This is a genomic window from Clostridioides sp. GD02404, assembly GCF_045898275.1.
Classification (GTDB): Bacteria; Bacillota; Clostridia; order Peptostreptococcales; family Peptostreptococcaceae; genus Clostridioides; species Clostridioides difficile_A.
The window spans coordinates 56601-72699 of sequence record NZ_JBJOCA010000022.1 but is presented as its reverse complement, the minus strand read 5'-3'; the positions used below and the strand labels follow the sequence as shown (position 1 = coordinate 72699).

Annotated in this window: 16 protein-coding genes; 12 read left to right on the top strand and 4 right to left on the bottom strand. The window is 30.7% G+C overall.

The window, feature by feature from the left end:
* The coding region (locus tag Q3287_RS13715; protein ID WP_407964226.1) for a homocysteine S-methyltransferase family protein at positions 1–969 on the bottom strand (969 nt) is incomplete at its 3' end.
* A gap of 301 nt (positions 970–1270) precedes the next feature.
* Here Q3287_RS13715 and Q3287_RS13710 point away from each other — a divergent pair.
* The 12 genes from Q3287_RS13710 (at position 1271) to Q3287_RS13655 (ending at position 13470) form a co-directional block, all read left to right on the top strand.
* Entirely contained in the window at positions 1271–2632 is a 1362-nt protein-coding gene (locus Q3287_RS13710; RefSeq protein WP_407964225.1) for an MATE family efflux transporter, read from the top strand.
* A gap of 94 nt (positions 2633–2726) precedes the next feature.
* On the top strand, positions 2727–3431 hold the full coding sequence (locus tag Q3287_RS13705; protein WP_054271475.1) for a GntR family transcriptional regulator: 705 nt from the start codon (positions 2727–2729) through the stop codon (positions 3429–3431).
* 200 nt (positions 3432–3631) lie between these two features.
* Positions 3632–3943, top strand: a complete 312-nt coding sequence (locus Q3287_RS13700) for a PTS sugar transporter subunit IIB (protein ID WP_074179824.1) — start codon at positions 3632–3634, stop codon at positions 3941–3943.
* 22 nt (positions 3944–3965) lie between these two features.
* Positions 3966–5273, top strand: coding sequence for a PTS sugar transporter subunit IIC (locus tag Q3287_RS13695; RefSeq protein ID WP_054271474.1), 1308 nt, complete (start codon positions 3966–3968; stop codon positions 5271–5273).
* Positions 5274–5355: 82 nt separating this feature from the next.
* The gene (locus tag Q3287_RS13690; RefSeq protein ID WP_054271473.1) at positions 5356–6666 is read left to right on the top strand and encodes a 6-phospho-beta-glucosidase; all 1311 of its coding nucleotides are present in this window, start codon (positions 5356–5358) and stop codon (positions 6664–6666) included.
* 22 nt (positions 6667–6688) lie between these two features.
* Positions 6689–7420 (top strand): chitin disaccharide deacetylase, encoded by a 732-nt coding sequence (chbG, locus tag Q3287_RS13685; protein ID WP_054271472.1) that lies wholly within the window; start codon positions 6689–6691, stop codon positions 7418–7420.
* A gap of 12 nt (positions 7421–7432) precedes the next feature.
* Positions 7433–7750, top strand: a complete 318-nt coding sequence (locus tag Q3287_RS13680) for a PTS lactose/cellobiose transporter subunit IIA (RefSeq protein ID WP_021385850.1) — start codon at positions 7433–7435, stop codon at positions 7748–7750.
* A gap of 467 nt (positions 7751–8217) precedes the next feature.
* Positions 8218–9156, top strand: a complete 939-nt coding sequence (locus Q3287_RS13675; RefSeq protein ID WP_054271471.1) for an ABC transporter substrate-binding protein — start codon at positions 8218–8220, stop codon at positions 9154–9156.
* 123 nt (positions 9157–9279) lie between these two features.
* The gene (locus tag Q3287_RS13670; RefSeq protein ID WP_407964224.1) at positions 9280–10293 is read left to right on the top strand and encodes a FecCD family ABC transporter permease; all 1014 of its coding nucleotides are present in this window, start codon (positions 9280–9282) and stop codon (positions 10291–10293) included.
* 5 nt (positions 10294–10298) lie between these two features.
* The gene (locus Q3287_RS13665; protein ID WP_407964223.1) at positions 10299–11321 is read left to right on the top strand and encodes a FecCD family ABC transporter permease; all 1023 of its coding nucleotides are present in this window, start codon (positions 10299–10301) and stop codon (positions 11319–11321) included.
* Positions 11322–11335: 14 nt separating this feature from the next.
* Positions 11336–12118 (top strand): ABC transporter ATP-binding protein, encoded by a 783-nt coding sequence (locus tag Q3287_RS13660; protein WP_167640469.1) that lies wholly within the window; start codon positions 11336–11338, stop codon positions 12116–12118.
* An 11-nt stretch (positions 12119–12129) separates the two neighbouring features.
* Positions 12130–13470, top strand: coding sequence for an MATE family efflux transporter (locus tag Q3287_RS13655; protein WP_054271467.1), 1341 nt, complete (start codon positions 12130–12132; stop codon positions 13468–13470).
* Between the two features lie 159 nt (positions 13471–13629).
* On the opposite strand, the gene Q3287_RS13650 is transcribed toward Q3287_RS13655, so the two are convergent.
* The 3 genes from Q3287_RS13650 to Q3287_RS13640 are packed head-to-tail and all read right to left on the bottom strand — an operon-like array spanning position 13630 to position 16077.
* A complete protein-coding gene (locus Q3287_RS13650) occupies positions 13630–14793 on the bottom strand; it encodes a UxaA family hydrolase (protein WP_054271466.1) in 1164 nt (387 codons plus the stop codon).
* Positions 14794–14806: 13 nt separating this feature from the next.
* A complete protein-coding gene (locus Q3287_RS13645; protein ID WP_407964222.1) occupies positions 14807–15082 on the bottom strand; it encodes a UxaA family hydrolase in 276 nt (91 codons plus the stop codon).
* 20 nt (positions 15083–15102) lie between these two features.
* Entirely contained in the window at positions 15103–16077 is a 975-nt protein-coding gene (locus Q3287_RS13640) for a 2-keto-3-deoxygluconate permease (RefSeq protein ID WP_407964221.1), read from the bottom strand.
* Positions 16078–16099: the final 22 nt, after the last annotated feature.

Below are 16099 nucleotides of genomic sequence, written 5' to 3'. Positions count from 1 at the left end.
TGGAGGGTCTAATTCAACTGCTATAATTTTTTTACCTACTTTAAGTTTTTCCAAAAGTTTATTTTTTGATATTGGTTTGATTTTTTCCTTTGAAGAAATAACTTTTTCTATAGCAGATTCACCTCTATATGAAGAATTTATTATATCAACAGTCTTTTTGATAAATTCTGGTGTTGTACCACAACATCCACCTAATATATGAACCCCTTGGTTTAGTATTTCCAACATTTGTTCTGAAAAATAGTCTGAATTATCTTCAAAAAAAGTACGGTTATTGATGATAGTAGGATAGCCTGCGTTAGGCATAATGGAAACTATACTGTCATTAATATCAATTGTCTTTATAAAATGCAATAGATGATGTGGTCCAGAGATACAATTAAATCCTAATGCGTCTATGTTTTTATTCTTTGAAATAGATTCAAATATTTTTGCACCACTTTTTCCAAGTCTAGTAAATCCCTCAGGATTAACTGCAAATTCTGTTAATATAAATGAATTTGGTTGTTTTTTCTTTATATAACTTGAGATTTCTGGTAGATATTCATCATTACTAAATGTTTCAAATATAAAGTTCGTTGCACCAAGCTCTAAAAATATATCTACTATTTTTTTATAGTCAGATAGTAAATCTCTGTCATTTAAAGCAGGTATTGGACCTATGTCAGCAAATACAAATACATCTGTATTTTTTGTTGCCTCTAATGCAATTTCATATCCACTTTTGATAATATTTTTGATAGTTTTAAAATCACATTCTAGGAGTATTTCATTGGCAGCAAAGGTATTTGTTTTAATAGCTTTACACCCAGCTCTTATATATTCTCTATGAATAGATAAAATTGTAGATGCATCATTGATATTAGCCATTTCACAGTTGAAAGCGTTATTCTTTAGTTTAGAATAGTATGTTCCCATAGCACCATCAAAAACTAAGATAGAGTCTTTTATATATTCATTTATGTTCATTGATTCACCTCATAAGAATTTAAAATATTTTAAATATTAGTATATCAACCCCAAAAAAACTTGTCAATCTTTGGAAAATATAGAATAAATAATTCTAATTAATTACAAGTTTATTATTTATTGAACTATATCCACTTAATTGATGTTAAGATAAGAATTATAATAGTAATTGAGGAAATAATTATATTTATACTTATGAGTATATAGCAATTATATTTATGATAGAGAGTTTAACTAAATAAGTTGATAAATCTAGCTGTATAAATAAATTTAAAATTTTATAATATATAAGAGGTGGGAAATGAAAGATAGACTTGATTTAACAGAAGGAAGAATTACAGAAAAATTACTTAAACTATCACTTCCAATAATGGGGACTTCATTTATACAAATGGGATACAACATGATAGATATGATATGGGTTGGTAAAGCTGGAAGTAAGGCAGTAGCAGCGGTTGGAACGGCTGGATTTTTTCCATGGCTTGCAATGGCATTTATTATGATTTCTAAGGTGGGTGGAGAAGTAAAAGTAGCACAAAGTATAGGAGAAAACAATATAAGTTCCACCAAATCATATATAAAATCAGCAATAGAAATAAATATTATGTTAGCAATAATATATACAATATCTTTAATAGTGCTTAATAAACAGCTGATAGGTTTTTTTAAATTGGGAGATTTAGAAGTTATTACTATGTCTAGACAATATTTGATAATAGTAGCCTTAGGTATGGTATTTTATTTTATAAACCCAGTGTTTACTGCAATTTTCAATGGTCTTGGAAATAGCAAAACTCCTTTTTGCATTAATACAGTAGGATTGATAACTAATATTATACTTGACCCTATATTAATTTTTGGATGGGGTCCTGCTCCAAGACTTGGTGTAGCAGGAGCTGCTATAGCAACTGTATTTGCACAGATAGTAGTTACAATGTGTTTTTTATATATAGTTCTTAAGAGTAAAGAAGAATATTTTAGAATAAAAATATTTAGAAAAATAGAACTTAGATATTATAAAGTGTTGTATAAATTAGGTTTTCCCGTAGCGATACAGAATGGAATGTTCACAGTATTTTCAATGTTGCTAGGAGTAATCGTAGCATCATGGGGACCTGTTGCTGTTGCTGTTCAAAAAGTGGGCTCACAGATAGAAGCAATATCGTGGATGACTGCTGAAGGATTAGCAGTTGCATTAGGAAGTTTCGTTGGACAAAACTATGGTGCTAAAAAGTACTCTAGAATAAACAAGGGTTGTAAAATAGGTATAATTGTGTCTTCTATACTTGGAATAATAACTACTTTAGTACTAGTATTTGCAGGAGAGAGTATATTTTCTGTTTTTATAGATGAAAGTGAAGCTATAGAAAAAGGGGCAACTTATCTTAAAATCCTAGGATATTCTCAGTTTTTTATGTGCTTAGAGATAATTACAACGGGAGCTTTCAAAGGATTAGGGAGAACCTATATACCTTCTACTATAGTTACTATATTGACTGGTGCAAGAGTACCATTAGCTTACCTTATATCCAGACCAGAAATATTAGGTTTAGATGGTGTATGGTGGAGTATAACTTTATCAAGTATCTTAAAAGGGACACTAATGATAAGTTTATTTATATATTTACTTAAAGTTGGAAAGTTGTATAAGATGTCTGAATAAAATTAAAATTATCTTAAATGTATAGACATTTTCTTTGTTTGTATATAAAATTATCTTATTATGTAAAAGATTTAACTAATAAGGAGTGAATTAAATGAAAGAGCCAATTTATAAAGTTATAGAAAATCATGTTAGAGAATTAATAAATTCAGATAGTTTGAAGAAAGGGGATTTAATCCCCTCTGAAAAACAGCTAAGTGAGGAGTTTAATGTGACTAGAATGACTGTAAGGTCTGCACTAAATAACTTAGTAAAAGAAGGATATATAGCCAGACAAAGAGGTGTAGGAAGTATAGTCCTTGCAAATAATATATATGATAATATATCATCTGTCAGTGGATTTACTAAAGAGATGGAAAGTAAAGGATATAAAGTATCTAATATATTGGTATCTCTTGAGATAGTTCAAGCAGATGAAGAATTATCAAGTAGATTGAATATAAGTCTGGAAGAAAATGTATGGGAAATAAAAAGAGTAAGATTAGCAAATGATGCAAGAGTTTCATATATGATTACTTATATGCCAGTTAAGCTATTTCCAAATTTAAATAAGATGCATTGTGAAAATTCTCTTTATAATTTTGTTGAAGAAGTGTGTGGATATAAGATAGCTATGTCAGAGAGAGAAGTACAAGCTGTAATATCAAATGAAGAATGTATGGTCAACTTGAAGTTAGAAGAACCAGAGGCACTTTTATATATAAATCAAATCTGCAAGTTACAAAATAGTGAGGTTTTTGAATACTCACACACATATCATCATGGATATACTTTAACTTTGAGTGCTGTTGTCGAATAAAATTTAAATAAAATGAAAAAGTTTTCTTGAAATGTATATACATTTGATATATAATAATATCAAGAATTAAATGTATATACATTTAAAAATAAGATATATACATTGGAATAATAATTAATAAAAAAGCATACTTTAAATGTATAATTTAAAGAAATTATGACTTAAAAAATATTTAATAAATCTAATTTGGAGGGAAAAAAATGATAAAAATAATGTTAGCTTGTTCAGCAGGAATGTCAACTAGTTTGTTAGTTACGAAAATGGAGGATGCTGCAAAGGAAAACGATATAGAGGCGAAAATATGGGCTATATCAGAAGTAAACTTAAAAAATGAAATAGAAAATTGTGATGTCTTACTTTTAGGACCTCAAGTTAGATATGTATTAGGAAAAGCAACTGAAATGGCAAAACCACATAATATTCCAGTAGAAGTTATAAATATGATGGATTATGGAAGATGTAATGGAAAAGCTGTATTAGATAGAGCTATAGAATTAAATAATTCGAAATAAAGTTGTACTGGAGGATGTAAATATGGAAAAATTCATGTCATTTATGGATAAATATATAGTGCCTGTAGCTGCTAAAATAGGAGCTCAAAGGCACTTAGTAGCAGTAAGGGATGCATTTATAGCTATGATACCTATAACTATGGTAGGTGCTTTAGGAACATTAATAAACAACTTGCCACTAAAAGCATATAAGAACTTAATGGCAAGTATATTTGGAGAAAACTGGACTACATTTGGAGGCGACCTTTGGTGGGGAGCAATAGGTACTATGGCAGTATTTTTAGTAATAGGTGTTGCCTATTTCTTAGCCAAATCTTATGAAAGTGATGGGTTACAGGCTGGACTTATAGCACTATCTATCTTTTTTATAATGGCTCCACAAATTGGTAAAATAGTTCCTGAAGGAGGAACTACAGCAGTTGAAGGATGGGGAATGATACAACAAACTTACTTAGGTACAGCAGCATTGTTCTCTTCTATATTAATAGGATTATTATCAACTGAGATATTTGTAAGATTATCTAAAGTAAAAAAATTAACTATAAAAATGCCAGATGGAGTTCCACCAGCAGTTTCAAGGTCATTTGCAAAGTTAATACCAGGAATGTTAACTATAATGATATTTACAGTAATAGGACTATTTATAAAGATGTTTTCAAATGGAAGTTTCTTAACAGATATTTTAAATACTTATTTAGGAGCACCGCTATCAAATGTAGCTGATAGTCTAGGTTCTACAATGCTTATTGCATTTATAATTCATATACTTTGGACTGTTGGTCTTCATGGTGCAAATATAGCACTTCCTTTTACAGAAACTATACTTATGAAGTTAGGTGGAGAAAATGCTGCTTTAGCCCAAGCAGGAGCAACTGAAGGATACCATGTACTTGCAGGTTCATTCTTTGATGCATTTGTATATTTAGGTGGTTCTGGAATGGTATTAGGATTAATTATAGCTTTAATAATAGCAGGAAGAAGACGTAAAGAAATGATAGTATTAGGTGGGCCACCAGCAATATTTAATATAGGAGAACCATTAATATTTGGACTTCCAATAGTTTTAAATCCTATATTTATGATTCCATTTGTACTTGCACCAGTAATATGTAGTGCTGTATCATACTTAGCAATAGATTTTGGATTAGTAGCACCAGTAATTTTACCTAAAATACCTTGGGTAACACCTCCTATACTAGGTGGGGCAATGGCTACAGGCGATTGGACTGGTGGAGCTTTAGCACTATTTAATTTAATATTGTCAATATTAATATATATTCCATTCGTCATAGCATCTGAAAAAATGGAGGCTAAGAAACTAAAAAATTAACAACTAGGTAATTTTATACGCATAATTAATTTATCAAGTTGTATAGGATACACTAAATTATAGGTAAGGATGGTATAATGAGATGAAAAATGGACTAAAAATAGTTACAATCGGGGGAGGTTCAAGTTATACTCCTGAGCTTGTAGAGGGTTTTATAAATAGATATGAAGAGCTACCTGTAAAGGAATTGTGGCTTGTAGATATAGAGGATGGAAAAGAAAAATTAGAGATAGTAGGAAATTTAGCTAAAAGAATGGTAAAAAAAGCTGGAATAGATATGAAAATAAATCTTACATTAGATAGAAGAGAAGCTCTAAAAGATGCAGATTTCGTGACAACACAACTTAGAGTAGGTCTTTTAGATGCAAGAATTAAAGATGAAACTATTCCTTTATCTCATGGAGTTATGGGTCAAGAAACTAATGGTGCTGGAGGGCTATTCAAAGCCCTTCGCACAATACCAATTATATTTGATATAATAAAAGATGTGGAAGAATTATGTCCAAATGCATGGATGGTGAACTTTACAAATCCAACAGGAATAATAACGGAAGCTGTATTCAAATATACTAACTTTAAAAAATATATAGGTTTATGTAATGTTCCAATTCATCTAAAAAACGATGTTGCCAAACTATTTAATGTAAAAAGCGATAGAATAAGTATGGATTTTGCAGGTCTTAATCATATGGTTTATGGTTTAAATGTATTTTTAGATGGAGAAGATGTTACAAAAGAAGCAATAGATAAGTTTGTTAAAGCAGATATAAGTATGCAAAACATAAAGGCAATTGACTTTAATTCAGAATTTATAAAATCTCTAGGTGCAATACCTTGTCCATATCATAGATATTATTATAAAACTAAAGAAATGCTTGAAGATGAGTTGAGAGAGTTTAAAGAAGGAAAAGCCAGAGGTCAAGTAGTTAAAGAATTAGAGGAGCAACTATTTGATTTGTATAAAGATGAAAAATTAGATATAAAACCACCTCAGCTTGAAAAAAGAGGGGGAGCTTATTATAGTGATGCAGCTTGTAATTTGATAAGCTCTATATACAATGATAAAAAAGATATTCAAGTAGTTAATACATTAAACAATGGTGCTATAAGAGACTTTAAAGACGAGCAAGCTGTGGAAGTCAGCAGTGTAATAACAAAAAATGGTCCAAAACCACTAAGTATGGGATACTTACCAGATTCTGTACATGGGTTAGTAAGTCAAATTAAGTCATTTGAAGTATTGGCAGCTAAAGCAGCTGTATATGGAGATTATGAATCTGCCCTTTTGGCGCTTTGTATAAATCCATTGATTCCTTCAGATGATTTGGCGAAAACTATATTAGATGAAATGTTAGAAGCTCATAAGGATTATCTTCCTAGATTTAATAGATAATCTATAGAAAGTAGGTTGTGGTATGACTAAAATTATAATAAATGCAGATGACTTTGGCTATTGTGAAGCTGTGAATTATGGTATAATATCAGCTCATAATAATGGAATAGTGAAGTCTACTTCTATGATGGCGAATATGCCTGGAGTAGAACATGGAGTAAAATTACTTAAAGAAAATAAGTCTTTAAATTGTGGCGTTCACATGACTTTAAGCTGTGGTAGACCATTATTATCTGACTTAAAAACTATTGTTGACAAAGAAGGTTTTTTTATTAGAAGAATTACAGATGAAATTATTAAAAATATGGATTGTGATGAGATTTATAGAGAACTTTGTGCTCAAATAGATAAAGTAAAAGAACTTGGAATAGAAATATCTCATCTGGATAGTCACCATCATATCCATACTTTAGTAAGTTTAAAGCCAGTGATAGAGAAGATTGTAAATAAGTATGACCTTCCAATAAGAGGCGGATTTGAATATAATTTAGAGTATTCAAAGGTAGTTCCATTAATTGATAGTTTTTATAAGGAAAATGTAAGTGAAGAGTTTTTTATAAAAAATATAGACAAAATAATGAAGTATGATGTAGTGGATATTATGTCTCACCCAGCTTTTTTAGATGATTATATTTTAAATTCTACATCTTATGCAATTGATAGAACAAAAGAGCATAAGATACTTACATCTAAAGGAGTCAAAGAATTTTTAGAAAAGAATGGATTAGTCATATCAAGCTATAGAGATATTTAGGAGGTAGAATATATGGATGAAAAAATGATAGAAATATCTTTTGGAATAATTGGATTTGCAGGGGATGCAAAAGGATTGGCATTTGAAGCTATAAAAGAAGCGAAGAGTGGGAATATAGACAAAGCTAGAGAATGTATTGAAAAGTCAAAAGAATCAATTCATAAAGCTCATAAATTCCAAACAGAACTAATACAAAATGAAGCTAGTGGTAATAAAACTGATATAAGTGTTATACTTATTCATGCACAAGACCATTTAATGACGTCTATGAATTTTCAGCAATTAGCAGAAGAATTTATAGATGTATATGAAAGATTAGAAAATAAGTAATTTAAAGCATTTATCATAAAAAGAGTATCTGTAATGATTTATTATAATTATTACAGATACTCTTTTTATTAAAATAGAATTTACTAATCTATTATGCTTTTATCCATGTTTTAAAATTTAGACTTCTCATAATTATAAGGTATACTAGTGCCAACAACTACATCTTCAATTTTTTCAATAATAAGCCAATCATCCATATTTTAAACCCTTCTTACTAAAGATTTTTTTATAAATTGTATTTTATCATTGTTTAACTGAAAAGTCATTCTGTCTATATGAAAATTCAAGTTTTAAATTATTATTTAATATAAGAAAACCTTATCTGTAGTATATATAATTAAGATTAATTAGGAATTTTTATCCTTTTACAAAATAATATTGACTAAAAATAGAAAAATGCTATAATAAATATGTGCTTATGATAATCAATATCATATAAACATAATAAACAAGTAGGAGAAAAAATCATGAAAAAAATAAAATCACTTGCAATATTTATATCTATTATAACTACGCTAGTACTTGTTACAGCATGTTCAGATAAGAATGCAGAGAATGAAGATAAATCAGATACAAGGGTTGTACAATCTGTTAAAGGAGAGGTTAAGATACCATCAAATCCTAAAAAAATAGTTGATATATCAGGAAGTAGTGAAGAACTATTATTAGTAGGCCATAAACCTGTTGCAACAGCAAATGTAGACTCATATGAAACTGATAAATTACCAAGTTACATAAGAGAAGAACTTAAAGATGTAAAAATAGTTGGACACTCAATGATGGATACTATGGATATGGAAGCTATATTGGAAGTAAATCCTGATTTAATAATAATGAGTCAAAGACAAGAGAAAATATATGACCAATTAAAAGAAATAGCACCTGTAGTAATGATGAAAGATTATGCAAATGACTGGAGAAGTAAGTTAACTGATGTTTCAAAGTTATTTGATAAAGAAGAGGATGCTAAAAACTGGTTACAGAAGTATGATGAAAAGGCTACAAAATTGGGTAAAGAAGTTACAGAGAAAAATGGAGAAAAAACTTACTTACCAGTATTAGCTAGTTCAGGTCAATTTATGGTATTTAGTGATGGTGGAATAGGAACTTTAATCAATGATGATATGAAGCTAGCTAGACCTAAGAACATGCCTAAACAAGATGGAATAACATTGCCAATGGTAAGTATGGAAGGTCTGACAGATATAGATGCAGACCATATAGTTGTAATTGCCACAGAAGCAGATAAAAAAGATTTAGAAAATAGTGCTATCTGGGCTCAAATAAGAGCAGTAAAAGATGGAAATGTAACAATACTTGACGCAGCGCCATTTTTTAGTCAATCATATAATCCAATCGGAAAAGAGTTATTATTAGAATCAGTTAAAAATGAATTAACAAAGTAATTCTTAACTTAGTAGGTGTGAGATAATGATATTCATTTTTCACACCTATTTTTAATAAAACTTAGAAAATATTTAATAGATATTATTATACTAACAATTAAAAGGGAGAAGGAGGTAGGATAATTGACTAAGCTTAATAAAAAAAATTTAACTTATTTGCTGATATTAATAAGTTTAGTTGTACTTGCGCTTGGAATTGTATTATCCATAGCTATTGGGGCAAAAGATATGAATCTGTCAACTGTTATAGATAGTTTAATAAAAATGGAAGATGGGATAAATATGAGAATAGTAAAGGATGTTAGACTTCCAAGAGCAATAGCAGCAGCACTTGTTGGAGGCTTTTTAGCAGTTTCTGGGGCAATAATGCAGGGGATAACAAGAAATCCTATAGCGGAACCTTCTGTTATAGGTATTACACAAGGGGCTACATTTGCAATTGCGATATCACTAGTGCTTCAAAAAACACTTCCTCAGCTTATACATGGAAATCTTAGTGTAATGATGTTTGCATTTATTGGAGCAAGTATAAGTGGATTATTTATATACTTTATAAGTTCTAAGTCAAGAGGAAGAGTTAATAATGTAAAATTAGCTCTTGCAGGAGTAGCACTTGGAACACTGCTAATTTCTTTAGCATCAGCGATATCTATGTATTTTAATCTATCTCAACAATTGAGCTTCTGGATATCAGGAGGTCTTGTAGGAGTGAATTGGGAAGGTGTAAAGTTATTATTTATAGCTGGTGGTATTGGATTTATATTAGCTATGGTTATGGCTCCAAGAATAACTATATTAAGCCTTGGGGAAGAAGTAGCAATAGGATTAGGTCAAAAAACTAACACTGTTAGATTCATATGTATAATACTCGTAATATTAATGACTGGAGCATCTGTTTCAGTTTCTGGTAATATTATTTTTATAGGTCTTATAGTCCCTCAAATAGCTAAAGGAATAGTAGGTTCAGATTATAAGTATATAATACCAAGTTCTTTAGTTCTAGGAGCTATATTGCTTGTATATACAGATATATTAAGTAGGATTATAAATCCTCCATATGAGACACCAGTAGGTTCTATAACAGCACTTATAGGAGTGCCAATATTTATATACCTTGTTAGAAAGGGGGAAAAATAAGTACTATGAAAAATATTATGAAAAACAATTCAAAAACATTGCTTGTTGTATCAATTTTAGTGGTACTTATTTTTATCACTTTTCTAGTGAGCTTAAACATGGGTTCATTTTCTATAGAACCAATGGATGTTATAAAGACTTTTTTAGGGCAAGGTCAGCGTAATCATGAAATTGCAATATTTAAATTGAGATTACCAAGAATAGTAATAGCTCTTTTGGTTGGTTCAGCATTATCAACAGCAGGTGTAATACTTCAAGGTGTTACAAAGAATGATTTAGCAGACTCTGGTATTTTGGGAATAAACTCAGGCGCTGCATTATTTGTAGTCGTTTATATATACCTTATGAATGGGAATGTTTATGAAGGAATGAGTAATCTTACCGTATTTACAATGCCAGTTGTTGCACTTGTAGGAGCTTTATTTGGAGCTTTTCTTATATATTCTCTTACATGGAAAGGTGGTATAAATTCTTCAAGATTACTACTTATTGGTATAGGTATAAACATAGCTTTCACATCGATTTTGACGATATTCCAATTGAAGTTTACAACACAAGAATTTAATAGAGTCATGGCATGGACATCAGGTAGTATTTGGGGAACTAGTTGGAAATATGTGATAGCTGTACTTCCGTTTATAGTAGTTTTTATGGGTATAACTATGTATAAAGCAAAGTATATAGATGTTTTAAACTTGGGTGACGAAGTATCTACGAGTCTTGGTGTAGAAGTAGAAAAACAGAGAAGAAGACTTATAATATATGCAGTAATTTTATCAGGTGTATCTACAGCAGTAGCGGGTAGTATTTCATTTTTGGGTTTAATAGCTCCACATATAGGTAGAAAAATAATAGGACCAAAACATAAAAGATTAATACCAGTATCAGCACTTATAGGGACATTATTGCTTTTAGTTGCAGATACGATATCTAGAAATATTCTGGCACCTATAGAGATACCAGTGGGTATAGTGGTTTCTATAATAGGAGTGCCATACTTTATTTATTTAATGTTGGCAAATGATTAAGAAAGGGTGTTGTTATGAACTGTATAAATACTAAGAATTTAAATATATCATATGGAAATACAGATATTGTAAAGAATTTAAATTTGAATATACCAAAAGGAAAAATAACTACTATAATAGGGGCTAATGGTTGTGGAAAATCAACAATACTTAAAACTATAGGAAGAATTATCAGCCCTAAGAGTGGAAGTATATATATAAATGGAAAGGACATCCATAAAAAGAAATCCAAAGAAATAGCAAAAGATATGGCTGTACTTCCACAAAGTCCTCAAGCTCCTAGTGGTCTTACTGTTTCAGAGTTAATTTCTTATGGAAGATTTCCTCATAAGAGTGGGTTTGGTAATTCTAGCAAAGAGGACAGAGATATTGTAAATTGGAGTTTAGAAGTTACTGGAATTTCAGATTTTAAAGATAGAAATATAGAAGATTTATCAGGAGGGCAAAGACAAAGGGCATGGATAGCTATGGCTTTAGCACAAGAGACTGATATATTACTACTAGATGAGCCTACAACATATTTAGACTTAGCTCATCAGTTAGAGATACTAAAATTATTAGATGAATTAAATAAAAAACAAGGAAGAACTATTGTCATGGTAATACATGAACTTAATAATGCAGCGAGATTTGCTGACCACATGATAGGTATTAAGAAAGGTAAAATAGTTTGTGAAGGTGATGCACATGATGTTATGACGAAAGATAATCTAAAAGAATTATTTAACATTGATGCAGAGATAGCAACAGACCCAAGAACAAACAAACCAATTTGTATAACTTATGACATGGTATAAATGGTGACAACATGGAAAATCAAGAAGCATTAAGACATGAAAAAATATGGATTTTATTATTTAGATATTCGATACCTGCAATAATAGCAATGATGGTAACTTCACTTTATAATGTAGTAGATAGAGCATTTATTGGCTCTATGGAAGGCATTGGTTCCATAGCTATTGCAGGTCTTGGTGTAACTATGCCAGTATTCACACTAATAATAGCTTTTGGGATGCTAATATCGGTAGGTGCTAGTACAAGATTGTCTATCAAGCTAGGTGAAAGAAATAAAGAAGAAGCAGAAAAGATATTAGGTAATGCTTTGACATTATCTATAATTATATCTTTAATAATAACTGTATTAGGGTTAGTTTTTTTAGAAGATATACTTTTTATTTTGGGTGCAAGTAAAGATTCAATCTCTTATGCAAAAGACTATATGAGTGTTATATTGGTTGGAAGTATATTTAATCTAGTTGCATTTTCTCTTAATAATGCAATTAGGGCAGAAGGTAATCCAAAATTAGCAGCAAGGACAATGATTGTAGGTTGTGTACTAAATTTAATATTAGACCCTATATTCATATTTGTGTTTGATTTAGGTATAAAAGGAGCAGCTATAGCAACAGTACTCTGTCAAGTTGTAGTATGCATTTGGGTAACACAATACTTTATAAGAGGGAAGTCTAATTTAAAACTAAAAAAGTGTAATTTAAAGTTGGATAAAGATATAGTGAAAAATGTATTTGCAATAGGTATGACACCTTTTGCTATGGAAGTAGCTATAAGCATAACTCATATGTTTACAAATAATTCTCTAAAGGCTTATGGTGGAGATTTGGCTATTGGAGCTATGACAGCACTTACATCTATTTTATTGATGTTTATGATGCCTGTGTTTGGTTTGAATCAAGGTATGCAAACTATAATATCATACAATTATGGTGCAAAACAATATGAGCGTGCAAAGAAAACTTTAATACTATCTATTATAGTATCAATTGTTATATTATCATTTGGATTTTTAGTAGTACAAGTTTTTCCAGAAGTATTTGTAGGTATATTTAATAAAGATTCAGATTTAATGGAAATAGCTGTAAGAGGTATAAATATAAATCTAATTACATTGCCTATAATGGGAATTTCCATTGTAGGACCTGTATATTTCCAATGTATAAGTAAGGTTAAACATTCTATGTTTTTAACTCTTTTAAGACAATTTATTTTATTTATACCATTAATTATTGTACTTCCAATTCAGTTCAATTTGGATGGGGTTTGGTTAGCACAGCCAATTGCAGATTTTATTGCTATGATAATTGTATTGTTATTCTTAAAAAGGGAATTTAAAACAAGTCAAGTATAGATATATGAAAAAGTAAAAGGTCTATCTAGAAATAATTTTGATTATTGAGAGATAGACCTTTTTATATATTTCAAATTTTATGTTGAAGAATAGTATCTTGTATATTTATAGAGGGAGTGTATCTATATAAAGATATTTTATTATTATATTTATCTGATATTAAAATGTAGAAGCAATTCTATAAATACCAAATTCTCTATGACCAAGACTTTCAGCTTTAGTATATTTACCGTTACAGACTTCTACTATTTCGTTGAATATTTCTTGACCTATATCTGCTATTTTAGCACCATCTGTTATTATTCTACCCGCATTTATATCTATATTGTCTGGCATTTTGTTGTATGTACCACTATTTCCAGTGATTTTAATAACTGGAGAAATTGGGCTTCCTGTTGGAGTACCTCTACCAGTTGAAAAGATTACGATTTGCGCACCACCTGCTACCATACCAGTAATAGAATCTATGTCTTGTCCTGGTGTATCCATAAAATACAGACCTTTTTTATCAGAAGGTACAATATCGGCGTATTCAAGAGCACCTTTGAATGGTTTGTTACCCGCTTTATACATACATCCAAGTGATTTTTCTTCAATTGTTGAAAGTCCGCCAGCTTTATTACCTGGAGTAGGTTGACCACTACGTAAATCTTCTCCCATGGCAATTGCTCTCTTTTCTACATCACTTACAAATTTAAGAAACTTATCTTTCATTTTTTCATCTTCAAAACGAGTAGCTAATAAATGTTCTGCACCAATTACTTCTGTAGTCTCACTTAGTATACTGCTTCCACCCTCATCTACAAGAAGGTTTGAAGCGACTCCAATTGAAGGATTTGAAGCTATTCCACTTGTTGGGTCAGAACCACCACATTCAAGTGCTAATGTAATTTCGCTCATATCGAACTCAACCCTTACTTCTTTTGATACTTCACGAGACATTTGACCTATTATTTCAGCTCCTTTAGAGACTGTTTTTAATGTTCCACCACATTCTTGTATAACAACATAATCTACTTTTTTTCCTGTTGTAGCTATCTCAGAAGCTAAGTCTTTTGCTTGAATACCATCACAACCAAGACCAACTACTAAAACTGCGGCAACATTAGGATTTTTCCCAAAGCCTATCAATGTTTTTGCTGTAAGTTCTATATCAGAACCAATTTGACAACATCCATGTTGATGAGGTATAGCTATTGCTCCAGGTACAAGTGATGCTATTCTTGTAGCTGTTTCACTTGAACATACAGATGTTGGAATAACTAAAATATGATTACGAATACCAAATTGTCCATTTTCTCTTAAATAACCCATTAATTTCATTTTTAATTACCTCCTATTTTTTGTCTCCACGACCACGTGTACTTTCGATATTATGTACATGAACATAGTCACCAGTTTTTATGTCAACTGTTGCGATTCCTATAACTTCACCATATTTATAAACAACATCTCCTTTTTTTATATCTTCTGTAGCCATCTTGTGAAAAACAGGGATATCATCATTTACTATGTAAGATTCTCCATCAATTGAAACTTTTTCACCTTTAACTAAAGGTCTAACACATGTAACTAGATTATCTTTTTCATTTGCATGAATAATTGCATTCATTACTTTTACCTCCTTAAATATTAATTTACTTCAATGTTTTCATTTGCTTTAAAAATAGCTTTTTTCCTTTTTTCTCTCTTATCTAAATAAGAAACCAACATTGGACAACATATTGCAGTAACAATGATAGCAGCAGCAACCTGCACTGTTGAAACAGCAGCAATTGTCGCTAGAGTAGGGTCTATAGCAGCTAAAGCTTCAGGAGTACCAGCTGCATTACCAGCTGTTGTACCAGTAGCTGCACCTACTGCTGGATGCTCTGCACGTATAAGTTTCATTACAAAATATCCACCCATACCAGTTATTAGAGTAACTCCTAAACCAAGACCAACCCCAGGTAATCCAGCAGTTATAATTTGATTAAAGTTTAATGCTGCTCCTAAAGGAAAAGCAAAGAAAGGAATTAATAATGTTGTACCAGGTGCGAGGAATTCTCGTATATCTTCATCAAGATTTCCAAGTATAAATCCAAGTAATATTGGTATAAGTGCTGCAAATAGTGCTACTATAGGTACATTTGCAAGGCCAGTCACTCCAAAAGCAAGCATTGTGAAAAAAGGACCATCATTTAGTGATAATATAGATATTGCTCCAACATCTGTAGAGTCCCCATATTCCCCTGCAAGTGCAGCAAATAGACCTCCATTTGAATTAGTCATGGTAGCAACTATGGCAAGAGGTGTAATACCAAGTATACCTTTAGGTCCTATAAATTTACTGACAATAATACCTAATACTGCACCAATTATGAATTTTGTTGCTGTAAGTGCTATTCCTTTAGTCAATGGTTTACCAGCTTGTCTAATGTTAATTTGAGCTCCATTACATAGACAAAATAGAGCAAGTATACTCATTGCACCAGTTTTAAATAAGGATGTTGTGAATCCTCCAATTTCTAGAGCTTGTGGACATACTGTATTAAATAGTGCTCCCAATAACAGGGGACATACCATAAGTCCTCCTGGCATCTTTTTCACTGATTTCAAGATGTGCATTTAGTATCACTCCTTTTTATTT